Genomic DNA, 26044 nt, shown 5'->3' with positions numbered 1-26044 from the left:
GCGGGCGTACACCTAGCCATTGTTAACCTTTCATTGTTACCTGTTCACTACTAACCACAACTACCCATTGTCCACTCCCCCTACCCTTTCGGCCCGGCTGGCCCTACGCGAGCGGCCCGAAGGCATCCCACTGCTGCGCCAGCAATGGAGCGAGCTGCTGTTTTTGCATTGGCCGGTGCCGGCTGCACTCCTCCAGCCCCACCTGCCGCCCCGGTTGCAGGTTGATACCCACGACGGCATGGCGTGGCTGGCCGTGGTGCCGTTTCAAATGAGCAAGGTGCGCACCCGCGTGACCCCGGAAGTGCCCGGCACCAACGCCTTCCTGGAGCTGAACGTGCGGACCTATGTGCACCTGGATGGCGTGCCTGGCGTCTGGTTTTTCTCGCTTGATGCAACCAGCGCGCTGGCGGTCTGGACGGCCCGCACGTTTTTTCACCTGCCCTACCTGCGCGCCACCATGCGGATGGATACGCCCAGCCCCAACTTGCGCCAGTTCATGGCCGAGCGCACGCATGGCGGCGCCCCGCCGGCCACTTTTCGCGCCACCTGGAAAATTGGCGCGCCTCTGCCACCCTCCGAACCTGGCTCACTGGCCTTTTTCCTGACGGAGCGCTACTGCCTCTACGCCAGCAACAAGGCCCAGACCAAGCTGTACCGGGGCCGGGTGGCGCACACGCCCTGGCCCCTCAGCACGGCTCAGCTGCTCCATTATGAGTCCAACCTAGTTGAAGGCCACGGCTTGGCCACGCCCACCGTTCCGCCGCTGGTGCACACCGGTGGCGCCGTGAGCGTGGAGCTGTGGCCCATGCAGCAGGTGTAGCGGGCTTACTCGCGCAGCCAGCGATTCATGCGCGGGAAGTCGGGCGTGGTGGTCAGGCCCATCCAGACCAGCAGGGGCAGGCCGGGGTAGATGCCCTGGCGGAAATTATCCAGCATCCAGGTGCTTTGGTTGCGGTAACCGGCAGGATGGAATACGACTTCCGGCGCGATATCAACGGCTTGCGCGGCGGCGTACGACCACAGCATGGCGGCTATTTCCTCGCCGTCGGTGCCGTGCTGCTCGGGCTTGTTGGCCATCACGTTGCCCGAAAGCTGGGCTCGCTCGGCGGCAGGCGTCACGGCTAGGTGGCCGGCTTCGTGCAGCACATCGCCGGGATAGAGCAAGCGGGCGGGGTCGATGAGCAGCCGGCCACCGTCGATGAGCAGACCAGGCAGAAAGGTGTCTTTGGGGAGGCGCATCTCCTGCGTTTCCAGCCCGATTTCGGTCAGAAACCGGCGCATGGTGGGCAAAGGCGAATCGGCGGGTGGGGTGGTGCGTTGGAAGAAGGGCAGGCTGAATGACATAGCGCGGACGAATAGCGGCTGAAAAATACGCGTTATCTCCACTAAATCAATCGGCCGGCTTCTCCCCAACATCTCCGCCTCACAGGTATAAGTTAACCATGCTTTGCCAGGCCAGGGGTGAATGGGCCTCGCCGTTCCAAACGTGGAGTTGGTGGTTGATGTGCTTTTCCTGGAGCTGCTGGCTCAGCACCATATTATTTTCGAGGAAGGCGTCAGTGTTGCCCACGGCTAGTGTGATGTCGAGCCGGCGCAGGTGAGCCAGGTAGAAATCGTGGTCGAGGTGAGCGAGAAAGCGGTTTGGAGTGTTCAGATACACATCCTCATCGACGTAGCCCTGGAACAAGTCGCGGAAGCTGGCCATGGGCTGGGTGAGGTCGTAGCGCCCGCTCAGGCCCACCACTTTGCCAAACAAGTCTGGATGCCGGAAGGCCAGGTTGACGGCGTGAAAGGCGCCCATGCTGCACCCAGCGGCTATCAGGCACATGTTGGGGTTGAGGCGCTGGGTGAGGGGCAGCACCTCATCCAGAATGTAGCGCTCGTACTGCAAATGCCGCTGAATACGCTCGGCGGGGTGTTTTTCGGGGCAGTACAGGCTTTCGCCGTCGATGCTGTCTACGCAGTAGAGCTGGATTTGGCCAGCTTCGATTTTGGGCCGCAGGGCTTCCACCACGCCCCAGTTTTCGTAGTCGAAGAAGCGGGCCCGGCGCGTGGGAAAGAACAGTACCCGTGCGCCCGCTTCGCCAAAGACAAGCAGTTCCATTCGGCGGTCCAGGACCGGGCTCAGCCATTCGTGGTATTCGCGGCGCATCGGGGTAGAGCGGTTTTCAAGGCGTGGAAGGGTATAAATGCATCAGCGCGGCCCCAATTTTCTGCTGCCACACGGCGTAGCCCTCGGGCGAGAGGTGCAGGCCATCGGCCTCAAACAGTGCCGGCCGGGGGTAGCCTCGCCCGTCCACCATGCCGGGGTTGATATCGAGGTAATAACTATTTGGGCCGGCCCCGGCAATGCGCTGGCGGATGGTGGCATTAGCGTAGTCGATGCTCGGGCGCAGGTGCTGGCGGGCCGGGCTCAGCTTAATGCTCACGAACACTACCGGAATCTGGCCCAACGTAGCCCGCACAGAAGCCAGCAGGTGGTCGTAGAACAACACCACTTCTTCGGCCGTGCGGCCATCGCCAAGGTCATTGTCACCAGCATAAATCAGCAGCGCATCGGGCTGCTGCTGCGGCACCAACTGCTGAAAAAACCAGGCACAGGCCGCCAGCGTCGAGCCCCCAAAGCCCAGGTTCACCGTTTCAACCCACGGGAAGCACCGCGCCAGCTCCGGCCAGCGCGTAAACGTGGAACTGCCGTAGAACACCACCCGCGGCCGCGACTTTGTGGAGGCTACAGGCAACTCCTTCAGTCGGGCAATTTCTTCCTGGTACCACTGCATGCGTTAGAAATAAGGGGTTGATATCAGCGTACGTGCAAATTGAGGACAGTGGCGCACAAAGGTCCGCGCCGTCCGTGGCGGCAACCTTACCAGAACATTACGGCCAGGTCATGGTTCGGTCACGCTGCTCCCGACAGTCAGCTAGCACCTGCCGGACATCGGGGCGTAATTTTGGCCGGTGAACAACTTTGTCCTGCCGCCCCTCCCCGATTTGCCCATCATCGCGGCGCTACCCGAGTTGCGGGCCGCCTTGGCTGCCCACAGCCGCGTGGTGCTGGAAGCGCCGCCCGGCGCCGGCAAAACCACCGTGGTGCCGCTGGCCCTGCTGGCCGCCGAGTGGCGCAATGCTGAGGATAAAATCCTGGTGCTGGAACCCCGCCAGCTGGCCGTGCGTGGCGCAGCTGCCCGCCTGGCCCAGCTGCTGGGCGAGCCCGTAGGCCGCACCATCGGCTACCGCGTGCGCCTCGACAGCAAAGTGAGCAAGGAAACCCGCGTGGAAGTCATCACCGAAGGCATTCTCACGCGCATGATTCAGGACGACCCCGCTTTGGAGGGGGTGGCCGCCGTGGTGTTTGATGAATTCCACGAGCGCAGCCTCAATGCCGACCTGGGCCTGGCGCTGGCGCTGGACGCGCAGGCCGTGCTGCGTGATGACCTGCGCATTCTAATAATGAGCGCCACGCTGGAAGCGCAGCGGCTGGGCCAGTGGCTGCCCGCGCCAGTGGTGTCGTCGGCCGGCTTTCTGTTTCCCATTGACACCCACTACCTCGACCCGCGCCGGGCCTCCACCCTACCCAACAAGCCCACCGAGCGGCTGGCGGAGTTGGTACCCGGCCAAGTGCGGGCGGCGCTGACTACGCATCCCGAGGGCGACATCCTGGTGTTTCTGCCTGGCGTGGGCGACCTGCAACGCAGCGCCCGCAAGCTGGAGGACTCACTCGCTGAAACCATTGACCTGCATTTGCTGCACGGCGAGCTGCCACTCGAAACCCAGGACGCCGCCCTGCGTCCGTCGAAAGCCGGCCGGCGCAAGGTCATCCTGGCCACGAGCATTGCCGAAACCAGCCTCACCATTGAGGGGGTGCGGGTGGTAATTGATGGCGGCTTTGCACGGGTGCCACGCTTCGTGCCACGCACCGGCTTCACTACCCTCGAAACCGTGCCCGTGGCCCGCGCCGCCGCCGACCAGCGCCGGGGCCGCGCCGGCCGCCTCGGACCCGGCACCTGCTACCGCCTCTGGACCAAAGCCGAACATCACAACCTCCCGGCCCACCGCCCACCCGAAATCCAGACCGCCGACCTCAGCAGTCTGGCTCTGGAGTTGGCCCTGTGGGGGGCCACCGAGCCCACCAGCCTGCGCTGGCTGGACGTGCCCCCCGCAGCCGCATACGGCCAGGCACGCGAGCTACTGCTGCGACTGGGAGCAATTGTAGGGCAAGAAAGCAAGAAAGCAAGAGAGCAGGAAACTGAGAAAACAGTCCTCCCAACTCCCCACGGCCGCCAGCTGGCCGCACTGGGCCTGCCGCCGCGCCTGGGCCACCTCGTGGTACGCGGGCAGGAGCTGAACCACGGCGCGGCGGCGGCTTCGCTGGCAGCATTGCTGGCTGAGCGCGACCTGCTGCGCTGGGCCTCCCCCACCGATACCCGGCCAGCCCCGCCCGACCTGCGCCTGCGCCTCGAAGCACTGGCCAGCGGCCGCCCGCCCCTGCCGGGCCTGGCTCTGCACCACGCCACTTTGCAGCGCGTGCGCGATGTGGCCCGCAACCTCACCAGCCGGCTGGGCAAAACCACTCCGTCACTCAGCCACTCCGTTGCCCAGTCGCCGGTAGGCCTACTCACCGCCTTGGCCTACCCCGACCGGCTGGCCCAGCGCGAAACCCACGACCGGCTGCGCCTCGTGACTGGCCAGCGCGTGGGGCTAAATACGACGGACGTCGACCCGCAGGCCACCTTTTTCGCAGTAGCGCATTTGGCGGGTACGGCCTCGGCTCCCCGCGCTACGCTGGCGGCACCATTGGGGCAGGATGAGCTGGAATTGGCCTTCGCCGACCAGATTACCACCAGCGATGAAGTGCGCTACGACCCCACTACCCAACGCGTGACCGGCCGCCGGGTGCGCCGCTTAGGCGCACTGCTACTGGAGGAAAAAGTCATCGGCCAGCCCGACCCCGCATTGGTAGCCCGGGCACTGCTGGCCTATCTGCAGGAAGCCGGCGTGGAGAAGCTGAATTGGACGGCCAATGCCCGCCAGCTACAGCAGCGGCTGGAATTTCTGCGGCAGCACTTCCCCGTCAGTGAAGTCCTGACCACCGACAGCGAACAGCCAGTGGCACCCAGCTGGCGCCCCTTCGATGATGCGACCCTGACGCAGGAGCTAGCCGACTGGCTGGGCCCGCACCTCACCGGCCTCAAAACCCTCGACCAGGTGCAACGCCTCGACCTCACAGAGCCGCTGCTGGCCCGCCTGCCCGGCGGCTGGAACCAGCGCCAGGAACTGGACCGCCTGGCCCCGGCCGCGCTGGAAGTGCCCAGCGGCTCGCACATTACCTTGGATTATAGCGACCCCGCCGCGCCAGTACTGGCCGTGAAACTACAGGAATTGTTTGGCCTGACCGAAACGCCTACCGTAGCGGCTGGCCGGGTGCCGCTGCTGCTGCACCTGCTCTCGCCCGGCGGGCGGCCCGCGCAGGTGACGCGCGACCTGCGCAGCTTCTGGGAGAAAGGCTATTTTGACGTTCGCAAGGACCTGAAGGGCCGTTACCCTCGGCATCCGTGGCCCGACAAGCCAATGGAGCACATTCCTACCAAACTTACCAAGAAGCGGTTGGGACAATAATGCGTCTAATTCCGCCACGAAATCTCGGCAATGTTAAGTTTTACTATTCCGGGGTAACAATTACGTAATCTGACATAACAATTACGTAACTTGAGGGAGTGAAACACTTCTTCCCGCTACTATCCCTACTTCTCATAACCGGTCTTGCTGCCCACGGCCAGGGTGGCGGGGCACCCGTGGGCTGGCTCAAGCTCAGCGCCGACTTGCCCTTACGCAACCACTGGAGCTTGTATTCGGAAGTAGAAAGCCGCCAGGGCAATGCCCAATTGATGGCTCAGCAACTAGGCCGCGTGGGCCTGCGCCTGCATGTAGCCCCCAGCTTCAGCCTGACCACCGGCTACGTGCTGGCCGCCAACGACTGTGGTCCCACCAACGCGCTCAAGGCCCCAGAGCACCGCTTTTACCAGGAAGTGATGCTGGCTGATGTGAGTGGGCCCGTGCGCGCCAGTCACCGCCTGCGCGCCGAGGAACGGTGGCTGCGCCCCAGCCCGGAAGCCGCCTTCCGGTTTGCCCCACGCCTACGTTACCAGTTGCGGCTGGTGGTGCCGCTGCATGCGGGCAGCCTGCTCCCAGTAGGCAGCCTGTATGCCGTGGCCGCCGATGAACTATTTGCTGGCTTGGGTGCTCGCAACGGACGTAGTTTTATGGAGGAAAACCGCCTTAGCGCCGGCCTGGGCTACCGCGCCAGTCGCCGCACCACAGTAGAAATGGCATACCTACACCAAAGCCAGAATGGCACAGCTGGGTATTCACTAGCCCGCAACGCCGTGCAGCTCAGCGTAGCCGTTGCTACGCCCAGCCACGTCGCCTTGGTGCGCCGCTAGGCCTTTCCAGACCTCCGCTTTTACAAGCAAACATTAGCGCATCTCGTTGTCGTCAAGAAAGTTCTTGCCATCGGTGCGGGGTGAGTAGTGCCGATGCAGCCAACGGCTGAGGCCACCGAGGCCCGGCAGCAGCACCCGCTCGGTAATGTTGGCCTGGTCGAGCTTGTCGCGCACTTCCCACTTGAGGTGGGCGGGCAGGATGATGCGAAAGTAGAGGTCGGGCCGATTGGCCAGCCAGTCGTGCAGCACACTTTGGCCCGTACTCATCAGGGAAAACAGCGCGTACTGATGCACAATGCGGGCATCCAGGCTGGGTGGCTCCAAAAACAGCACGTAGGGTTCGGCTTGCAGTTCTTCCAACTCCCGCAGGCTGCTGCTCACAGGTTGCAGCAGCTCGGAGGTGAAGACGTTTGACCCTTCGGTTTGAAGGGCCTGGCGCAGGCGCTGGGGCAGGTGTTCAGCAGCCTTCACGTAGTTCAGTGCCCAGATGATGCCGTCTTCGTGGTAGGCAGACAGGTCGTCGGTGGCAAAGTGGAGGGCTACGTAGGGCGAGTACGTCCAGTCGAGCAGGCGGGTGGGCAGGCCGTGATGCTGGGCCAGGGCCAACCAGTCCCAGGTGCTGGCAGCGGCGGCGGGCAGGCCCGTTTCGCGGGCATACTTGCGGAAGTTGCGCAGCAAGTGGTGCTCCAGCTGGTGGTATTCGCCGCCAAGGCGCTGCAAGCTAGTTTCTAGTTGAAAATGGCGCGAGCGGCCGCCCCGGTACACAAACGGCGACCGAAACCGCCCGATGCGCGCATCCCAGGTATCCTGGAACAGCAGCCGTTGCAGGTCTTCCCAAGAAGTAGCTTCGTAGTCGTTGGCAGCAGATAAGGGCATGGGGCGAAGATACACCGTTGGATAGCCTAATCCATGTTAAAAAACGGTCATGCTGAACGCAGTGAAGCATCGCCACCGCAACAGTAAATCCAATTACTACTGCGGTGGCGATGCTTCACTGCGTTCAGCATGACCAGTTTTAGCGGTCAGCCAACATGCGTGCCTTTCTTACTCGCCAGCCGGGAAATCGGCCGCGTCACCCATGTCGGCGTATTGCTCTAACTCCTTCACCAAGCCGGCAAACTTCTCGCGAGCCCCCTTCACGGCAGCTTTGCCCAGCGGCAGGTGCAGGGGCGGGTTTTCCATCTGCACTACCTCGTACATGGCGTGAGCGGCGCGCACGGGGTCGCCAGGCTGGCGTCCACTGTAGCCCTCTATGCCCCGAATATTTTCGCCTACAGTGGGCTGGTAGTCCTCTATTTTGGTGTTCGAAATAGTGGCCGACTCGCCGGCCCATTTGGTGCGGAACCCGCTGGGCTCTATGTTGGTAACCTTAATACCCAACGGCCCCACCTGCTGGCTCAGGCTTTCGCCAATGGCTTCCAGAGCAAATTTTGAGGCATTGTAGATACCCACGCCGGGGAAGGTCTTCAGCCCGCCAATGCTGGTAATATTCAGCACGTGCCCCGAGCGCTGCTTGCGCAGCTGCGGCAGTACCGCCCGCAACACGTGCAGCGCCCCAAACACGTTTACGTCGAACTGCCGCTGCACTTCCTCGGCCGGCACCTCTTCAATGCTGCCCATCGAGCCGTAACCGGCGTTGTTGACGATGACATCGAGCTGGCTGAATTTTGCGATGGCATCAGCAACAGCCGTTTTAACAGTGGCTTCGTCGGTCACGTCGCACACCAGACCGAGGGTGCGGCCGTCCGCTTTTTGGCTGAAGGCTTCGGCCTGTTCGGGCTTGCGGAAAGTAGCGGCAACGCGGCCGCCTTTGTCGAGCACATGGTCGGCTAAGGCTTCGCCGAACCCGGACGAAGCACCGGTAATAAACCAGGTTTGGTTGGTGGAATCAGGCATAGAAATCCAGATTGTGAATTAGGAGGTGCTTAAGACGGCTTGGGACCGTGAATTGTTTAGCCCGGTTGCTTCAATCTTTTGTTAAGTGGGCTCCTATTCTACCAGCACGCCGTGCGTTGCAACGCCATTAGAGCCTAATACTTGCAGTAGGTAGTGGCCCGGCGCCATGCCCGCCGTAGGCACGCTGACGGCCGTCTCCCGCATGGGCAACACTTGCCGACGCACTTCGCGGCCCAGCATATCCAGCACCCGAACTACTCCCCCATCAGCCGATAGCATTGGCGTAATGGTGAGCTGCCAAGTTTGGCCGGAACGTGCCGGAACGGGAAAAACCGTGAAGGATGCCATGCCGCTGTTGGCCGGAGTCGTGGCTAGCACGGTGGCAGCCAGCGCGACCACAAAGGCGGTATTGCTACTCACAGCGGGCAAACTCACCCCGGCAATGCTGCCGGGACCGAAGGTGTAATATCCAGCCACGCGGGGCTGCCCGCCAGCAGTGAGCGCCAGCGCCGTAAAGAACTCCTGACCGCTCCCACCGTCGCGCCGTGCATTCAGCAGCCCACCCTGGGGAGAGTAGGTCAGCAGGAAGGCGTCGAATCCACCTGCGCTGCTCAGGCCGCCGGCGGTGGCAGCAAGCTGGCCGGCAAAGTAGCCTACTGCATAGCCATTGCCGTTGCTGTCGGCGGCTACATCCCAGGCTTCGATGTAGTTGCTGCCCTGGATGCCACGCGCCCATTGCACCGCACCTTGGCTGTCGAACCGAGCTATTAGCCCACTGGAATATGTGGAAGAACCTGGCACTGACAAAGTGCCAATAGTTGCCAACCCTGTGTAGGAGCCGCAAGCCAGAAAATCGGCACCCGCAGCTACTATGCGCACCAGCCGGGCCCGGTTGCCGGTGCCACTAGTCAACGTCTGGACCCATTGCCCCTCACCATTCGGGCTGTAGCCGGCCACAAACCCAGTGCTACTGTTGATGCCCGGCGCATTCACGACCAGTGCCGAAGCAGTGCCGGCTGCCTGCAACGTCACACTGCCTTCGAGTACCCAGCCGGCCAGTGCCAATTGCTGCCCGTTCGCTGATACCGCCAACCCTGTGATGGTTATGCTACCCGTGCCACCGGGCATTGAGTTTGCGGCTATTGGCTGTACTACGCCAGCTGACGAGTACTTCTGAATAAACGCTGAGGCCGAACTGCCGTTCAGGCTGCCGGCCGCATACACGGTGCCACTCGGATCAACGGCCACCGCCCCAACAGTGCTCTGCCGTCCGGCATCTACTGCCGCCCGGGCCCAGCTGATAGTACCAGCCGGGTCGAGCTTGGCCACGAACCCCTGCGAGTAAAGCACTCCGGCCGGATGGCCAGCGAGTGTAACATTGCCCAACGTCCAAGCACCGCCCGAGAAGGTGCCCCCAATGAGGACGTTTCCATTGCCATCAACGGCCACACTCTCGATGCCCAGCCGAGAATAGGAACCTGGCACCGTTGGCTGCCGTACCCAAATTAGCGCCCCTTGCTGACTAAATTTAGCCACGTAAGCGCCAAAAGCAGCGGACGTAGCTGCCTGCAATACCGTCCCGCCAATTGTAATCGTGTTCGTAAAGCTGCCTCCGACATAAGAGTTGCCATTGGCATCGGTGGCAATAGTGGAGGCATTCGACTGCGTACCGCCGCTCACGGCCTGCACCCAAGGAGTCTGAGCCATTACACTCCTGGCGCTCCAGCCAAGCACGAGCAGTAAGAACAGAAAAGTTGTTTTCATAAAATCTAGTGTGGGAAGGGTGAAAAATGAATCACAAATAACGGTTGAACGACGCACGCCCATCTGCCAGCAGCGCAAACGGGAAATAGCGTAAATGCGTATTGTGCATGTAGCTAATTCCATTGCGAAGTATGGCCCCAAAAGGGCACCGGCAGGTGATATCCAGCTGTCGAACAACCATTCACACCACCATGGGGCTTATCGACAAATCCTAACGCAACCTGGTTTAGCTACTCCACCAGCACGCCCCGAGTTGCTACACCTTCGGCGTTCACGACCTGCAGCACGTAACGCCCCGGCGCCAGTCCTGCCGTGGGCACGGTAGCTGTGGCAGTGCGGGCCGGTACTTGCTGCTGATGCACTGACTGGCCGAGTACGTTCAACAGTTGTATGGCTGTGGGGGCTGCTCCCGGCAGCAGCTTTACTTGCAAAGCCGCGCCGCCGCTGCTGGGGTTTGGGAAGACCTGCAAAGCAGCCGCTGCCGCGCTGTTTGCCCGGGTGGCCAGCGGCGTGCGGCTTAATCGGGCCACAAAGCCGTTGGATTGCCGGGGGCCACTGGCCACCACAACGCCGCCTACACTACAAGTGCCCATAAAGTAGCCAGCTACGCGGGGCTGCCCCGTGGGGTCCAGGGCCAGGGCTTGCGGGTATTCGTTGCCATAGCTGCCATCGCGCTGGGTACCCAGCAACTGGCCTTGCGGTGAGTACGTCAGCAGCAGCAGGTCAGAACCACCAGCACTTATCTGCCCGCCGCCATCAGCCGCAAGCTGCCCACCAAAAAAGGCGGCTACCTGGAGTTGCCCGGCTGCATCCGTAGCCAGGGCATTGGCCACCGCTCCGCTCTCCGGCTGCCCATCGCCCGATATGGCCCGCGTCCAGAGCAAACTGCCCTGACCATCGAGCCGGGCCAGCACACCGGTAATATTGTCCGAAGTGGCGCTGCCAGGCAGCACGGCACCGGCAATAGTGCCCGCCCCCAGATAGCCACCCGCCACCGCAAACCCGTTTCCGGCTGGTATCACCCCGTTCAGTCGGTTCAAAAAAGAACCCGTTCGTCCATTCTGGCTCATGCCGGTGCTGGTCAGTACCTGCGCCCACTCCGGAGCTCCCGTGGTTGACAACCCGGCGATGAAAGCTCCTTTTTGCGGCTCAGGTGGCGAGGTAAACGTAAGCGCTGGCCCTGCACTGCCCGCCGCACGTAGCGTAAGCGTGCCCTGAAAATCGCCGACCGCGCCCAACTGCCCCGTGGTGGGATTCACTACCAAGTCGAGAATGCTGCCAAAAACCCCCAGTGGACTGTTGACCGCTGTTCCGCTTATTCCCGGATAGTCAGTGCCCACACCCGGTACCCCGGCGCTTGAAAAGCTGCGCAGCCCCAGCCCAGCCGCAAAAGCGGAGGTCCCAAAAGTGTTTACTGCCACGTAAACGGTGCCGGCAGCATCAACGGCAGCGGCTGTAGTCGACAGACTTTCCGTGGAACCGGCAGAAACGGCTTGGGCCCACAGAAAATTACCCGTTGGGCTAAGCTTCGCGACCACACCATTCGTGTGGGCTACGGTGCTATTCGCCGGTAGCGTAAAGTTGCCCAGTGTCAGCGCCCCGTTATGATAGGAGCCGCAGAGGACTGCGTTGCCCGCAGCATCCAGGGCCAGACCGGTCACATCGGCTTCAATGCCGGAGCCGGCAGCGGCTAGTGCGCGCACCCACTGCACAGCCCCCTGCGGGTCGAGCCGGGCCACGAAGCCATTCCGGAGTTGGGCCCCGCCTACTGGCACCGGCACCCCGCCTAGGGTGGCCGGCCCATTTAAGAAACCCGATACAAAGGTGTAATTGCTGGCGTCGACTACCACCCGGGTAACGAGGGCCAAGTCGCTGCCGCTCACGTCGCTGGTCAACGGCTTGGCCCATGGGGCATTCTGGGCAGTAGCGACAAAGGGGTGAACGGCCTCGGTGACCAGCAACGCGGCTAAGGAGAAAATGTGTAGAATCTTCATGCAGTTAATGATGGAAAGGAGAGCTTACTTATAGTATTTCTTCCTACCAGAGTCCCTTTCCTCTGACAGGGTTGCCTGACGTTAGCAGGTTTATCTGTTAAGAAAATAAGATGTTGGATTTGGATAGTAATGAAAATGCTTCGTCCGATTTCCCATCACAACACTGCTTCAACCCGATTTCTCGCCGTATCTTTGACTGGCAAAAGGCACCAAACCCCAACTCCTTTTGCCATGGCGGATTCCGCAAACCCCAAAATTGCCTTCGAGGCCCTCACCTACGACGACGTACTGCTGCTGCCCGCGTACTCCGAGGTTTTGCCCCGAGACTGCGACACTGGCACCCGCCTCACCCCCAACATCCGGCTGCAAACCCCGCTGATTTCGGCGGCCATGGACACCGTCACGGAGTCAGACATGGCCATCGCGCTGGCGCAAGAAGGAGGTCTGGGCATTATTCATAAGAATATGTCCATCAAGGCTCAGGCCGAGCAGGTTCGCCGCGTAAAGCGCAGTGAATCGGCCCTGATTCAGGACCCTTTCACCCTGCCGCCCACAGCTACCCTGGCCGATGCCCGCCAGCTCATGCGCAAGCACAACATCGGCGGCATTCCGGTCGTGAACGCCGACCATACCCTCGAAGGCATCCTCACCAGCCGCGACCTGCGCTTTGAGAAGGACATGACCCAGCCCGTCACCACCGTGATGGTACCCCTGGCCCGCCTCGTCACGGCTCCCGCCGGTATCGACCAAGCCGCCGCCGAGCAACTCCTGACCGATAGCAAGGTAGACAAGCTCCCACTGGTGGACGCCGAAGGCCGCCTCGCTGGCCTCATGACTTATAAAGACATTCGCAAGCGCCGCCGCGCTCCCCACGCCAGCAAGGACCAGCTGGGTCGCCTCCGAGTGGGCGCCGCCGTAGGTGTGACGCCCGACCTGCTCCAGCGTGTGGCTGCCTTGGTTGATGCCGGCGTGGATATTGTGAGCCTCGACACCGCTCACGGCCACTCCAAAGGGGTGATGGATGCTGTGCGCGCCATTAAAGCTGCCTATCCTAAGCTTGATGTAATGGCCGGCAACGTAGCTACCGAAGCCGGAGCCCGTGCCCTGGCCGAAGCTGGCGCCGACTGTGTGAAAGTGGGCGTGGGCCCGGGTTCCATCTGCACCACGCGCATCATTGCAGGCATTGGCGTACCACAGCTTTCGGCTGTGCTCGAAGCGGCGAAGGGCTTAGCTGGTACAGGCGTCACGCTGGTAGCCGACGGCGGCATCAAGTTCTCGGGCGACCTAGTGAAAGCCCTCGCTGGCGGCGCCGCTGCCGTGATGGTGGGTTCGCTGCTGGCCGGTACCGAAGAAGCCCCCGGCGACCTCATCATCTACGAAGGCCGCAAGTACAAGAGCTACCGCGGCATGGGTTCCGTGGAGGCCATGGAGGACGGCAGCAAGGACCGGTACTTCCAAGATGCTGAGGACGACGTGAAGAAACTGGTGCCGGAAGGCATCGTGGGCCGCGTTCCCTTCAAGGGCAATGTCTCGGAGGTAATTTATCAGCTGGCGGGCGGGTTGCGCGCTGGCATGGGCTACGTAGGTGCCGCTAACATTGAAGCCCTGCAAGCGGCGCAGTTTGTGCGCATCACCGGCGCTGGCCTGCGCGAGTCGCATCCGCACGACGTGCAGATTACCCGTGAGGCCCCTAATTATTCGAGCCGCTAGCTTTCTGGCTTACTTGTTGATTTGCAACGGGCAGCCCCGGCTACGGTCGGTGCTGCCCGTTTTTTATGGCCCAAATCCAATGGAGCCATTTCCAATGCTCGATTGTATCTTGCACTTCGGTTGAGCGTCGAGAATGACGCAATAGGCGGTGGCGCTTGTGTTATTCCTAGTTTTTGCCTGTGTCTCAACGACTCCTGAATTTCCTTTTGCCCTTTAGCCTATTGAGTTGGGTGCTGCTGCTGCTTAGTGCGCTCAGCCACTCGGGAGCTAGCCCATGGCTGGGCGTCTGGCCAGAATGGAGCACCCAACTGACGCAAGGGGCATTCGTGCTGGGCATTTTTCTATACTACCGCTATCGGTCATCGCCGCTGCAGGGCCAGGCTTTTGTGCGGCTATTACGGGGGTTGCTCACCGGACCGGGCATGCTGGCTCTGGCCTGTGTGGGCTTGCACCTGCTGGAGCGGCTGGCAAAAGACCAGCCCGTTTTTAGCAGCAACAGCCTTTTTTTCACCTGTATATACACGCTCAATCTCGGGCTATTTGTTATTTTTCTGGCCCGCACCAACTATGCCTGGCGGGCCTTGGTGTTGTTTCGCTCCGGCCAGCGGCTCCAGCGCGAATGGACCGTTTTCGAAGTTCTGCTCGGGTTTACCTTGCTCTTTCGACTGGTCGGCATCAACCCACCCAACTACATCGGCATTCCCATTGTCGTGGCGTTGGGGCTCTATGGAATTTACCTCAGCGGGCACCAGAAATGGGTAGCTTATCTCAGCCAACGCGAGAAATGGCGGGCCGTGCTACTGCAGGCTGGCCTGCTACTGGGCGTGCTTATTTTCGTGCAATACTTCCGCGTCACGCAGGCCGACCCGCAGCTGATTGCCCCACAGCCACAGTATGCTTTTCTGCTGCTCACGGCCTTTTTCTCGGCATTTTATGCCTTGATGGGGCTCATGGTGACGTTTTTCAATCTGCCTATTTCCGATATTATTGAGCAGCGGCGTAGCGAGATTCTGCGCCTGCAGCGCCTTACCCAAATCATTCAGCGGGGCCAGACCTCGGCCGAAGTCTACGGAATCCTATTGGAATCCGCTGTGCAAACCGTCAGCGCCGATGCTGCCTGGCTCGACCTGGCGCCGGGCCATGCTGGGGCCGAAAGCGCCGAAGCCACGCAATACTTCAACCTATCCAAACCCCAGGTTGATGAGTTGCGCACGCGGCTAGCGGCCCACGACTTGCCCGAGGGTGAGTTTATTACCAACGACCTGAATATGCGGGCAGGCTTTGAGGGACTTCCGCAGCACTTTCGCTCCTTATTGCAACTGCCGCTGCGCGGGCTCCAGTTCAACTACGGCATGCTGTACCTGCTAAAGCTGGAGCCCCACACCTTTGACCGCGAAGACCTTAGCATCCTCCAAACGTTCACGAGCCAGGCCGTGCTCAGCATCGAGAACCTCGAGTTGGTTCGTACCTCGCTCGATAACCAGCGCACTCAGGAAGAGCTAAAAATCTCCTTTCAGGTGCAGGACAGCCTCATCCCGAAGAACCTGCCTACGGATAACTGGTTCGAAATCAGCTCGCACTCGCTGGCAGCCCGTGAAGTAGGCGGCGATTTCTACGATTTCCTCCACCTGCCGGGCCGGCGGCTGGCCGTCATAATCGGCGATGTGAGCGGCAAGGGCGTGACCGCAGCCTTCCACATGGCTCAGATGAAAGGCATCTTTCACTCGCTGATGCAGGAAAACCCGTTGGCCAAAAACGAGCGCGACAAGTTTCCGGTGCCCAGCAGGTTCATGGCCCAAGCCAACATGGCACTCACCCACTGCCTGGAAAAGTCATCCTTTATCACCTCTTCGCTCTACATCATTGACTATGAGCAGGGAGGATTCGTATTTGCCCGCGCCGGGCATTGCCACACCTTGTACTACCACGCCCTGCGCGAGGAGGTTTTTTACTTTGACTCCGCTGGCCTGGGCCTGGGTATTATTCGCAACGAGAGCTACGAGAAGCACATCAAAAACCAGTTCTACGACTACAGTCCCGGCGATGTGATGGTGATTTACACCGACGGCATTGTGGAGGCGCGGGGCGGTAGTGGCACCGATGAATACGGAGAAGACCGCCTGAAGCTTCGGCTTGAAGAAAGTTATTTCCAGAACGCCGAGGAAATCAAAAGGTATATTCTAAACGACCTCAACGCCTTTACCTCTGGCTATCCCATCCACGACGACCAGACTTTGCTCGTCATTAAATTCAAGTCGGCCCAACCCCCGCCAACCGCCTGACGTATCGCCCCACTATGAAAGTTACCGCGCAACCCTCCGCTGATACGCTCACCCTCCTGCTCGACGGCGAGCTGGACGCTAGCTCCGCTATTGTCCTTGATACTGAATTGGCTAAACCTGATATTTTGAATTTTCGCAAAGTCTTGATTGACTGCGCTAAGCTGAGCTATATTTCCTCAGCCGGCTTAGGCGTATTCATTTCGCACCTGCAGCGCTTTCAGGATGCCAACGTGAAGTTGGTGTTCTTCAACATGCAGGAAAAAGTCTTCAACGTATTCGAAATTCTGGGCCTTGATGCGCTGATGACCATTGTGCCCAGCGCCACCGAAGCCGAAGCAGCCTAATGAAGTGGTGAGGGCTGAGTTTTGAATGTTGAGTTAGAGATGGCTTATACCTTCTTGTTCAACATTTTATCCAACTCAGCCCTCAACCCTCAACATTCAAAACCTCTAAAGTGAAATCCGTTCTCCGCGTTGCCTGCTCGCGCGCCCACCTGCAAGAGGTGCGCGATTTTGTGCGCAATTACCTCGACAGTCGTCAGCTGTCGGAGGTAGTGGTGAACCAGGTAGTGCTGGCCGTAGACGAGGTAGTAGCCAATTTTATTATTCACGCCAACGGCGAGGATGAAACCCAGTTTCTGGACCTCACGCTCGCTATCGACGAGCACGACCTGAACGTAGAAATTGCCGACAACGGCGACACTATTTTCCTTCCCGGACCACATCAGAGCCCTGATTTGCGCGCCTACATCCAGCAGGGACGCAAGGGCGGAATGGGCATGGCGCTGGTCAATCGCCTCATGGACCGGGTGGAGTTTTTCACCCGGGGTAACCATACGGTGTGCCACCTTAGCAAGCACCTGGCTTAGAGGATTTCGGGACAAATCTGGACGACTTCAACTACTGAACGTCATGTTGCGCTTGTCGCAGCATGACGTTCTTTTTTATCCGGACACCATTCCGACCGGAAATTACTTAATTTCGCATCGGTAATTTTATGCCCGCTCTGCTGGCTTCTTATAGTCCGGCGTTTTCGTCTTCCTTCTTTTCATATGCACAAACGCATTCTGTATGCCAGCGCGGCCGTTGCTACGGTGCTGGCTGGTTGCCAGACTTCTAAACCGGCTGCCTCGACTGCCACGGCAGCGACTCCTACCGGGCCAGCGGTTGAAACACTGGGCACGTACCCGGTTCCGGCCAATGAGTTTGCCTACGTATATCGCAAGAACAATAGCTCGGCTCCGGACTACGGCACCCGCCAAAGCGTAACTGATTACCTGGACCTCTACACCAATTTCCGCCTCAAGGTGCTGGAAGCCGAGCAGCGCGGCCTCGACACTACGCAGGCTTTCAAACGCGAGTTGGATGGCTACCGTCAGCAACTGGCCCAGCCCTATCTGACGGAAAAAAGCGTGACTGACCAGTTGGTGCGCGAAGCCTACGACCGCATGGGCCAGGAGGTAAACGCCTCGCACATCCTAATCCGCGTAGCGCCCGATGCTACCCCACAGGACACGCTGACCGCCTACCAGAAGATTGAGAAAATCCGCCAGCAGGCACTATCGGGCACCGATTTTGGCCAGTTGGCCCGTACCGAGAGCGAAGACCCATCGGCGAAGGAGAACGGTGGTAAGCTCGGCTACTTCACGTCGATGCAGATGGTGTACCCGTTCGAGACGGCCGCTTACAAAACGCCGGTAGGCCAAGTGTCGCAGCCTGTTCGCACGCGCTTTGGCTATCACCTCATCAAGGTGAATGATAAGCGCACGGCACAGGGCGAAATCAAGGTGGCTCACCTTATGATTCGAGCCACCACCAATGCGGCCAAATCTGACTCGCTCACCGCGAAGAAAAAGATTGACGAGCTCTATAGCCGCCTGAAGAAGGGCGAAAATTGGGACAAGCTCGTGGCGCAATTCTCGGAAGATGCTGGCTCGGCAGCTAACGGCGGCGAGTTGCCGCCCTTTGGCACGGGCCGCATGATTCCGTCGTTTGAGGAGGTGGCGTTCAAACTGCAAAAGCCGGGCGATATCGCGGCTCCGGTCCAGACGCCCTACGGTTGGCACGTTATCAAGCTGATTGAAAAGCAGCCGCTGGCCAAGTTTTCCGACATGGAATCGGGCTTGAAAAGCAAGGTGGCCAAGGATTCGCGCTCGGAACTTAACAAAGCAGCGTTCCTGAAGCGCATTCGTCAGGAAGACCAGTTCTCGGAGGTTGCCGCCGCCAAAACCTATGCTTTTAGCAAAGCCGATACAGCTCTCGTCGCCGGACGCTACAAGTACACGGCTCCTGCCGCTACGATGAAGGCCGCTAAAGGCAGCGCCAACGACAACTCTACACTGTTCACCATCAAGGGCAAGCCTTACTTGGTGAAGGACTTCCTAACTTACGCACAGCAAAACCAGCGGCCCCGCACGGGCGCCCAGCCGGCTTTCGCTATGCAGCAGCTCTACGACCAGTACGTGGAGCAGTCGCTGACCGACTTTGAGAAAGGGAGTCTCGATACCAAGTATGAGGACTACCGCATGCTGGTGAAAGAGTACCGCGACGGCATCCTGCTCTTCCAATTGATGGACGAGAAGGTGTGGAGCAAGGCCATTGAGGACACGGTGGGTCTTAAGAAGTACTTCGCCGAGAATCAGGCCAAGTACCAGTGGGACCAGCGCGTGCAGGGCACCGTCATCAGCGCTGCTACGCCGGCACTGCTGGCCCGCGTGCAGAAAGAAGTGAAGGGTGGCCACTACATGCTCACCAAGAATGTACCTCAGAAGGTCGTGTTCATTGGCAACACGTCACTAGCCAAAGTGGGCGTTATGGCGCTGGATGAAGTGGGCAAGCGCATGCTGCAGGACCCTACCATGCTGGTTACCATCACGGGCCGCATGAAAAAGGGTGAGAAATCTAATCTAGCTGGTGCCCGCGCCGATTCCATCATCAGCAGCCTGCGCCGCCGCGGCGTTGACCGCGCCCGCATTAGCAAAGTGGTACAGAAAGCAGCCGGCACCGATGGCGCTGCCCTGATAACGCTGTTCACCGGTAACGCCGCCGCCATTGAAACCGATTTCAATGAGCAGAACCCGCTGTCGGTACAAATTGCCCAGCGGGTGTTCCAAAAAGGCGACAACAAGGTGATGGACGAGCTAATGAGCAAAGGACCGGGCACCTACAACGTGCAGAAAGACGGACGCTACTACGCTGCTACCATTGACAAAATCTTGCCTTCTGGTCCCAAAACGTTGGCTGAAGCCCGTGGCCAAGCTACTTCTGATTATCAGGCCTACCTCGAAAAAGAGTGGATTGCTCAGATGCGCGCCGCCAAGCCAGTGAAGGTGAACGAGGCCGAAGTGAGCAAGCTGGTTACTAAATAAACAGCATCTGTCAGTTAATGGCGAGCAGTTAGCGATGAGCATCTACTACGGGAGAGCTCACTGCTAACTGCTCGCCGTTAACTGACAAGTGTTTTAAGCCTGCAACCTTCTGCAGCTCCTCGGGCTCCTTGTTTTTGTCTGCCGACGGATTTATCATGAAATTTGTGTGCCCGTTTGCGTGTTAGCTGCTCACGGGTCCGGCCCTGGCACCTTGCCGGCGGGCGTTAATTACTCTTCTATGCTTGTTAAAGTGAATCGCGCAGTGGCATCGGCCCTGCTTACGGTGGTGTTATTACTAGGCTTTGCCCCCGCCTCCCAGGCACAGCTGGGCATCAGTCGGCCCAAGGGGCAGCAGCTTCTGGACGGCATCGTCGTGAAAGTAGACAACCAGATTGTGCTTCGCTCCGAAGTGGAACTCATCTATGCGCAGGAAGTAGCCCGCGCCGAAGGCAAGGCAATTCCCCCGGATTTGAAGTGCAAAATTCTGCAGAGTCTGGTACTGAATAAGCTGATGCTGGCCCGCGCTGAAGTAGACTCCGTGACCGTGACCGACCAGCAGGTGAACAATGAAGTGGACCGTCGCATGGCCTACTTCGTGCAGCAGATTGGTTCCGAAAAGCGCCTTGAAGAGCAGTACAACAAGCCCATCAAAACCCTGAAAGACGACCTGCGTCCCCAGATTAAGGACCAGCTTACCCAGCAAAAAATGCAGGAAACCATCACGGGTAAAGTAGCCGTGACGCCGCGCGAGGTTTCGCAATACTTTAGCAAGGTGCCCAAGGATAGCCTGCCTTACTTCAGCACGGAAGTGGAAGTGGGCCAGATTGTGATTCCGGCGCAAGTGAACGAAAAAGCTAAACAGGCTGCCATTGCCAAACTGAATGATATTCGGGCGCAGGTGCTGGCCGGAGCTGATTTTGCCACGCTGGCTAAGCAATATTCCGAAGACCCGGGCTCAGCTAAGGAAGGCGGCTACTTGGGCTTTTTCAAGCGCGGTGAACTGGTACCGGAGTATGAAGCGGCTTCGATGAAGCTGGAGCCAGGGCAGATGTCGCCGGTGGTACAGTCGCAGTTCGGCTTCCACCTTATTCAGTTTATCGAGCGCAAGGGCAACACGTATTCTACGCGTCACATCCTGCTCAAGCCCGAAACCGGCACGGCTGATGCGGGTGCCTCGGCAGCTACACTGGTGAAGCTGCGCCGCCAGATTTTGAGCGACAGCATCAGCTTTGCGAAAGCGGCCAAAGAAAACTCTTCGGATAAAAACAGCAGCGGCAACGGTGGCCTGCTCCAAAACCGGCAGGATGGTGGCACGCGCTTGCCCCTCGATAAGCTCGACCCCGGCATCTTCTTCACTATCGATACCATGAAGGTGGGCCACATCACGCCGCCCCTGCCCTACCGCACCGACGACGGCAAGGACGCCATGCGCATTCTGTATCTAAAGTCGAACACCCCGCCCCATCAGGCCAACCTGCAGGACGACTATCAGAAAATTGCCGCGGCGGCCCTCAACGAGAAGAAAAACAAAGCGTTGGACGAGTGGTTCCTGAAAAACCGCGGCACCGTGTACCTGGAAATTGCTCCTGAGTATGCGCAGTGCAAAGTGCTGGACGTAGCCGACAGGTAACGTTGACGGCAGCTACCAATTAAATACGGCGGGTTGTCTGGGGTTGCGAAGGTCCTTTGCAATGCTCAGGATGACAAGCTTACTATCTTTTCTTCCGAATGGCTCAATTTCAAAACGACAAAGAAGCTGCTGATGCCTTGGCTGCCTCCTTCCAGAAGCTGCGCCAGGAAATCGGCAAGGTCATCGTAGGACAGGACGAAGTGGTCCGGTTGGTACTCACCGCCGTATTTTCGCAGGGGCACAGCCTGTTGGTGGGCGTACCTGGCTTGGCCAAGACCCTGCTGATTCAGACCATTGCTGATTCGCTGGACTTGTCGTTCAACCGCATCCAGTTCACGCCTGATTTGATGCCTTCCGACATCGTGGGCTCCGAAACGATGAACCAGCAGCGGGATTTTCACTTCGTGAAAGGCCCCATTTTCGCCAACATCATCCTGGCCGACGAAATCAACCGGACGCCGCCCAAGACCCAGGCAGCCCTGCTCGAAAGCATGCAGGAATACGCCGTAACGGTAGCCGGGCAGCGCTATCCGCTGAGCCGTCCGTTCTTCGTGCTGGCTACGCAGAACCCCATCGAGCAAGAAGGCACGTACCCGTTGCCCGAAGCCCAACTCGACCGGTTTATGTTCAACATCGAGCTAGGTTACCCTACTTATGCGGAAGAACTGAACATCGTCAAAAACACGACTTCTAACATCAAGCAGACGGTTAGCAAAGTGCTCCACGCGGCCGATATCCAGGCCTTTCAGGAGTTGGTGCGCCGGGTGCCGGTGGCCGACAACGTGGTAGAATACGCTGTAAGCCTTGTGCACAAAACTCGCCCCAAAACCGAGCGCGCCGCCCCCCGCACCAACCAATTGTTGGAATGGGGCGCCGGCCCGCGGGCCTCGCAGCACCTCATCGTGGGCGCGAAGTGCAACGCTCTGCTCAATGGCAAATACTCGCCCGACATTGAAGACGTACGCGCCGTTGCCGTGCCGATATTGCGCCACCGCCTTGTGCGCAACTTCAAAGCTGAAGCCGAGGGCATCGGCGTAGAGCAGATTGTGAAAGAGTTATTATAGACGACCATAGAGGAACGTCATGCTAAGCGAATTCGAAGCATCTCTACTGCGAGAGTAATTATTTACTTCCTCGGTGCAGATGTTTCGACTTCGCTTAGCATGACGTTCTTTGTGCCCGTAAAGTCCCTATTTGAAAATGGAAGCCCAAGCCTACTATCAGCAATTTGAGCGCAATGTGCGCATCATCCTCGACGCTCTGGCCGCTGGCCTCGACCTACGCACCACAGCCCTCGAAACGAGCTTGCCCATTGAAGTGTATGTGCTGTGTGAAGTGCTGAACCAGGGTGCCGGCGAAGACTTCGCCCTTTCGGCCAGCGGCGTAGCCCGGCTGGCCGAGTTCCAGCAGCAGTTCATGAAGCACGAAGACCAAACGCTGGCCGCCATGCAGCGCGTGCTAGCCGATAAGCGCGGCACCATGCGCACGCCCGAAGGCCGTGTGCTGGTAAAGGAAATGCTCATCCGCCGCCTCGAATTCTTCAACGAAGCCGCCCGGCAGGTGAATGTTATGCGGACCCAGCAGGCCCTAGGTAGCCCTAGCCAATACGTGGGCGAAAACAAGTAATCTGAACTGCGGATTGGCCGGATTTTGGGAATGTTTTCCTGGCAGAAGTGCTCATCTGTATATTTCCTTGAAAAGGCAGCCTTCGGGCTGCCTTTTCTGTTAAACCACCACCTTCGCCTGGCACAACCGTAATCAGGCAATCATTCCCGAAATCCGCAGAATCCGCTAAATCCGTGGTTCAGACAGACCCGCTCCTTACTGCCCGCCTTTGCCTGCGCCCCTACGAAGCGGCCGACGCCGAGGCTTTCTTCGCCCTGCTCCACGCCGACCGGGCACGCTTCCAGCCCTCCTTCCCCGACCGGTTGCAGGCCGTGCGCTCCATTTCCGATGCCCGGGCTGCTCTGCGCGCGTTTGCCGATGACTGGCGCACGGGACGCTTCTACGTGTTTGGCATCTGGGACCGCATGGCAGGTTCCTACCTGGGCGACATCTGCATCATGCCCCAGCAAAAAGGACAAGCCGAAATTGGCTACTACCTGGCTGCCGCTGCCGAGGGCCAGGGCTATGCACGGGAAGCCTTGGCCGCGATTATTGATTTTGGCTTTGGGCAATTGGACCGCCAGCGACTGCTTGTGCGCTGCTTCCAGAGCAACGAGCGGGGCCAAGCCGTGGCCCGCGCCGTGGGCTTCCAACATGAGCCGCCGCCCAAACGGCCGCTCTGGTTCCGCAATTCTGACGCCATGAGCCGCATTTGCCGGTTGTGGCTGGCACGGGATGTGGCATAAGCTTTAGCTTGCGCTGTGCAAACTAGTGGTGATTGCACAAGCGAAAGCCCGTGCCGCCCCTTACTGCCCCACCCGCACCCGTTTGCCTACGTTGCCCAGCAGCCATTCCTGCCGGAAGTTTAAATACACCCCAAACGAGAAGTCCAGCAGCTTGGCGTTGAAATCGTACAGTGGCTCAACACGCACCGTGAGCGCTGCCGCATCCGAGATGCGGAAGTCGCGCAACAGACGCACCAGCAACAGCTTCCGTTGGCGGTCCAGAAACTCGGGATTCGACACGGTGCGTGAGGCGCTCTGGTATAAGTCGCCCCCCAGCGGCGCAATGAAGCGCGAGCCCTGCCAATAGCTCAGCATCACGTCGGCATAGCGCGTTTCAAGAGTGGTATTCAGGTAGAGCCCGTTGCCGTATTTAAAAGGGTTCTGGCCTTGCGTGGGTGAGTTGTCTTGAAAGCCGAGCACGTAGCCGTTGAAGCGCAGGGCGCGTTGCCGGCTCCCCAGCAGCATGCGCGCCTCAATCCCCACAGCTTCGTTGAACAGTGTTTGCAGCGGTTTATTCAAAGTGTCAATCTGTCCGCCGTGATGAATAGCCGTGAACTGAAAAGGCAGTGCCACCTGAATGGCGTTTTCCGGCTGCGTCAGGGTATAGCTGCTGCTTAGGCCACCGGCAATTTCTTCTTGGTAGTTGCTGTAGCGGTACTGCTGTCGCTGCCAGTCCACCCACACATCCACAAACAGCTTGTTGCCGAGGTAGCGGTATTGCAAGCCTTCTTCCAGTGGGTTTAGTATTACTCGCTCAAAGTTGAACATCGGCTCAATGTAGCCGTGGCTCAGGTTGGCGCGAATATTCCCAAGGGTAAACTGATGCTTGTCCTTAGTCCAAGTAGCGCGGTACGTAGGGCGCACCTGCTGCAACTGCGGGTTGCCAAAATCCTTCCAGATGAACACGCCGGCTTCCAGTCGCAAATCTTTACTTGGATAATAGACCAACTGCGGATTCAGCTGGGTGCCGAATAAGGTGTAGCCATCAACAATCTTGTTGAAGTACTCGTTGTCTTTGAAGAAGGTAAAGGCGTTGAGGGAAAGGCGCAGGTCCCCAGCAACAGCAGGAATTGCTGCGCGAATGACATTCGCTGTCACAGAGTCCATCTCCTTTCCTTGCTCATTTAGCAAATTATCCATTTCCATATGGCCTTCTGGCCGGCCCGGTCGGGGACTCGTAAATGCACGATTGTCCAGTTGCGCCTGTGCTGTTTCCACTCTAATTAGCACAGCCACAAGGCCAACTAAAATTTTTAGATAATTCCTCATATATTTCCGCTTTCTACGGCACGATTCCAGTAGGCAGTGTGTTAGAAAAAGCCGTCGCAAAAGGGCCTATTCGAAGTTTTAACTGAGGAATAGAATTATCTGATTGCAGCGTCGCTAAAACCCTTAACTTTACCAAACCTAATTCCTTTTTCTCAAACACCCCAACATGGCACTAGCTACCAAAACGGCCCCCAAAGCCGATAAAGTTGAAAAAGCGGAGAAAGGCGATATGAATGTCGCTGCCGAAAAAATGAAAGCCCTTCAGCTTACGCTCGACAAGCTGGACAAAGCTTACGGCAAAGGCACCGTGATGAAGCTCTCCGACAACAAGGTGGGCGACATTCCGAGCATCAGCACCGGCTCGCTCTCGCTCGACATTGCCCTTGGCATTGGCGGTGTGCCTCGTGGCCGTGTGATTGAAATCTACGGCCCGGAATCGTCGGGTAAAACCACGCTGACGATGCACATGATTGCCGAAGCGCAGAAAAAAGGTGGCATGGCCGCGTTCATCGACGCCGAGCACGCCTTCGACAAATCATATGCTGAGAAGCTGGGCATTGATACCAGCAACCTACTCATCGCCCAGCCCGATAACGGCGAGCAAGCCCTCGAAATCGCCGACCAGTTGATTTCTTCGGGTGCGATTGACATCATTGTTATTGACTCCGTGGCTGCCCTTGTGCCCAAAGGCGAACTAGAAGGCGACATGGGCGACTCGAAAGTGGGCCTGCACGCCCGCCTCATGAGCCAAGCCTTGCGTAAGCTCACCGGCACCATCAACAAGACCGGCTGCTGCTGCATTTTCATCAACCAGCTGCGCGAAAAAATCGGCGTGATGTTTGGCTCGCCCGAAACCACCACCGGTGGTAACGCCCTGAAATTCTACGCTTCCGTTCGCCTCGATATCCGTCGCATTGGCCAAATTAAGGAAGACAAAGACAACGTAACCGGCAACCGTACCAAGGTGAAGGTGGTGAAGAACAAAGTAGCACCGCCCTTCAAAGTGGTCGAGTTTGACATCATTTACGGCCAAGGCATTTCGAAAGTCGGTGAAATCGTGGACCTTGGCGTCGACATGGGCATCATCGGAAAATCCGGCTCGTGGTTCAACTACGGCGACCAGAAAATTGGCCAAGGCCGCGAAGCTGTGAAAACCTTGTTGCTCGACAACCCTGAGCTAGCCGAGGAAATCGAAGCCAAAATCCGCACCATGGCCAAAGGCGACGAAGACATCATTCCCGTCGATTTGACCATTGTGGAAGATGGCGAAGACACGCTGTAATTTGGTCAGGAGTTGAAGGC

Annotated in this window: 21 protein-coding genes; 13 read left to right on the top strand and 8 right to left on the bottom strand. The window is 59.0% G+C overall.

Annotated elements, in window-relative coordinates:
• Positions 1 to 67: 67 nt before the first annotated feature.
• Positions 68 to 820, top strand: a complete 753-nt coding sequence (locus J4E00_RS15750) for a YqjF family protein (RefSeq protein WP_208176141.1) — start codon at positions 68 to 70, stop codon at positions 818 to 820.
• A gap of 5 nt (positions 821 to 825) precedes the next feature.
• Here J4E00_RS15750 and J4E00_RS15745 read toward each other — a convergent pair whose 3' ends face one another.
• From J4E00_RS15745 to J4E00_RS15735, 3 genes are all read right to left on the bottom strand, one after another.
• Positions 826 to 1344 (bottom strand): hypothetical protein, encoded by a 519-nt coding sequence (locus tag J4E00_RS15745; protein WP_236049833.1) that lies wholly within the window; start codon positions 1342 to 1344, stop codon positions 826 to 828.
• Positions 1345 to 1423: 79 nt separating this feature from the next.
• On the bottom strand, positions 1424 to 2152 hold the full coding sequence (locus J4E00_RS15740) for an esterase family protein (protein ID WP_208176140.1): 729 nt from the start codon (positions 2150 to 2152) through the stop codon (positions 1424 to 1426).
• Between the two features lie 16 nt (positions 2153 to 2168).
• A complete protein-coding gene (locus J4E00_RS15735; protein WP_208176139.1) occupies positions 2169 to 2780 on the bottom strand; it encodes a GDSL-type esterase/lipase family protein in 612 nt (203 codons plus the stop codon).
• A 178-nt stretch (positions 2781 to 2958) separates the two neighbouring features.
• On the opposite strand from J4E00_RS15735, the gene hrpB reads away from it, so the two are divergent.
• Together hrpB and J4E00_RS15725 are read left to right on the top strand one after the other, a co-directional pair.
• Positions 2959 to 5616 carry an ATP-dependent helicase HrpB gene (hrpB, locus tag J4E00_RS15730; protein ID WP_317196635.1) on the top strand — a complete coding sequence of 886 codons (2658 nt, stop codon included), beginning with the start codon at positions 2959 to 2961 and terminating at the stop codon, positions 5614 to 5616.
• Between the two features lie 98 nt (positions 5617 to 5714).
• Entirely contained in the window at positions 5715 to 6440 is a 726-nt protein-coding gene (locus J4E00_RS15725; protein WP_208176138.1) for a DUF2490 domain-containing protein, read from the top strand.
• A gap of 33 nt (positions 6441 to 6473) precedes the next feature.
• Here the strand turns inward: J4E00_RS15725 and J4E00_RS15720 are convergent, their stop codons facing one another.
• From J4E00_RS15720 to J4E00_RS15705, 4 genes are all read right to left on the bottom strand, one after another.
• On the bottom strand, positions 6474 to 7316 hold the full coding sequence (locus J4E00_RS15720; protein WP_208176137.1) for an FRG domain-containing protein: 843 nt from the start codon (positions 7314 to 7316) through the stop codon (positions 6474 to 6476).
• 168 nt (positions 7317 to 7484) lie between these two features.
• Complete coding sequence (locus tag J4E00_RS15715; RefSeq protein WP_208176136.1) at positions 7485 to 8336, bottom strand: oxidoreductase; 852 nt, start codon at positions 8334 to 8336, stop codon at positions 7485 to 7487.
• A 93-nt stretch (positions 8337 to 8429) separates the two neighbouring features.
• Positions 8430 to 10100, bottom strand: a complete 1671-nt coding sequence (locus J4E00_RS15710) for a hypothetical protein (RefSeq protein ID WP_208176135.1) — start codon at positions 10098 to 10100, stop codon at positions 8430 to 8432.
• Between the two features lie 230 nt (positions 10101 to 10330).
• Positions 10331 to 12094 (bottom strand): T9SS type A sorting domain-containing protein, encoded by a 1764-nt coding sequence (locus tag J4E00_RS15705; protein WP_208176134.1) that lies wholly within the window; start codon positions 12092 to 12094, stop codon positions 10331 to 10333.
• A 231-nt stretch (positions 12095 to 12325) separates the two neighbouring features.
• Between J4E00_RS15705 and guaB the strand changes: the two genes are divergently transcribed.
• From guaB to J4E00_RS15660, 9 genes are all read left to right on the top strand, one after another.
• Positions 12326 to 13804 carry an IMP dehydrogenase gene (guaB, locus tag J4E00_RS15700; protein ID WP_208176133.1) on the top strand — a complete coding sequence of 493 codons (1479 nt, stop codon included), beginning with the start codon at positions 12326 to 12328 and terminating at the stop codon, positions 13802 to 13804.
• 179 nt (positions 13805 to 13983) lie between these two features.
• Complete coding sequence (locus tag J4E00_RS30040; RefSeq protein ID WP_208176132.1) at positions 13984 to 16086, top strand: PP2C family protein-serine/threonine phosphatase; 2103 nt, start codon at positions 13984 to 13986, stop codon at positions 16084 to 16086.
• A 14-nt stretch (positions 16087 to 16100) separates the two neighbouring features.
• A complete protein-coding gene (locus J4E00_RS15690; protein ID WP_208176131.1) occupies positions 16101 to 16430 on the top strand; it encodes an STAS domain-containing protein in 330 nt (109 codons plus the stop codon).
• A 110-nt stretch (positions 16431 to 16540) separates the two neighbouring features.
• Positions 16541 to 16954 (top strand): ATP-binding protein, encoded by a 414-nt coding sequence (locus J4E00_RS15685; RefSeq protein WP_208176130.1) that lies wholly within the window; start codon positions 16541 to 16543, stop codon positions 16952 to 16954.
• A 183-nt stretch (positions 16955 to 17137) separates the two neighbouring features.
• Positions 17138 to 19453, top strand: a complete 2316-nt coding sequence (locus J4E00_RS15680) for a peptidylprolyl isomerase (RefSeq protein WP_208176129.1) — start codon at positions 17138 to 17140, stop codon at positions 19451 to 19453.
• A gap of 238 nt (positions 19454 to 19691) precedes the next feature.
• Positions 19692 to 21083 (top strand): peptidylprolyl isomerase, encoded by a 1392-nt coding sequence (locus J4E00_RS15675; RefSeq protein WP_208176128.1) that lies wholly within the window; start codon positions 19692 to 19694, stop codon positions 21081 to 21083.
• A 98-nt stretch (positions 21084 to 21181) separates the two neighbouring features.
• Entirely contained in the window at positions 21182 to 22147 is a 966-nt protein-coding gene (locus J4E00_RS15670; protein WP_208176127.1) for an AAA family ATPase, read from the top strand.
• A 136-nt stretch (positions 22148 to 22283) separates the two neighbouring features.
• Entirely contained in the window at positions 22284 to 22709 is a 426-nt protein-coding gene (locus J4E00_RS15665) for a hypothetical protein (protein WP_208176126.1), read from the top strand.
• Between the two features lie 173 nt (positions 22710 to 22882).
• Positions 22883 to 23434 (top strand): GNAT family N-acetyltransferase, encoded by a 552-nt coding sequence (locus tag J4E00_RS15660; protein ID WP_208176125.1) that lies wholly within the window; start codon positions 22883 to 22885, stop codon positions 23432 to 23434.
• Between the two features lie 60 nt (positions 23435 to 23494).
• Here J4E00_RS15660 and J4E00_RS15655 read toward each other — a convergent pair whose 3' ends face one another.
• Entirely contained in the window at positions 23495 to 24613 is a 1119-nt protein-coding gene (locus tag J4E00_RS15655; RefSeq protein ID WP_208176124.1) for a hypothetical protein, read from the bottom strand.
• A 358-nt stretch (positions 24614 to 24971) separates the two neighbouring features.
• Here J4E00_RS15655 and recA point away from each other — a divergent pair, with 358 nt between their 5' ends.
• Positions 24972 to 26024 carry a recombinase RecA gene (gene recA / locus J4E00_RS15650; protein WP_208176297.1) on the top strand — a complete coding sequence of 351 codons (1053 nt, stop codon included), beginning with the start codon at positions 24972 to 24974 and terminating at the stop codon, positions 26022 to 26024.
• The last annotated feature ends 20 nt before the right edge of the window (positions 26025 to 26044 follow it).

The organism is Hymenobacter negativus (assembly GCF_017571495.1).
GTDB lineage: Bacteria > Bacteroidota > Bacteroidia > Cytophagales > Hymenobacteraceae > Hymenobacter > Hymenobacter negativus.
Note: the sequence above shows the minus strand (reverse complement) of the source record. Positions and strands in the feature narration are given on the sequence as shown.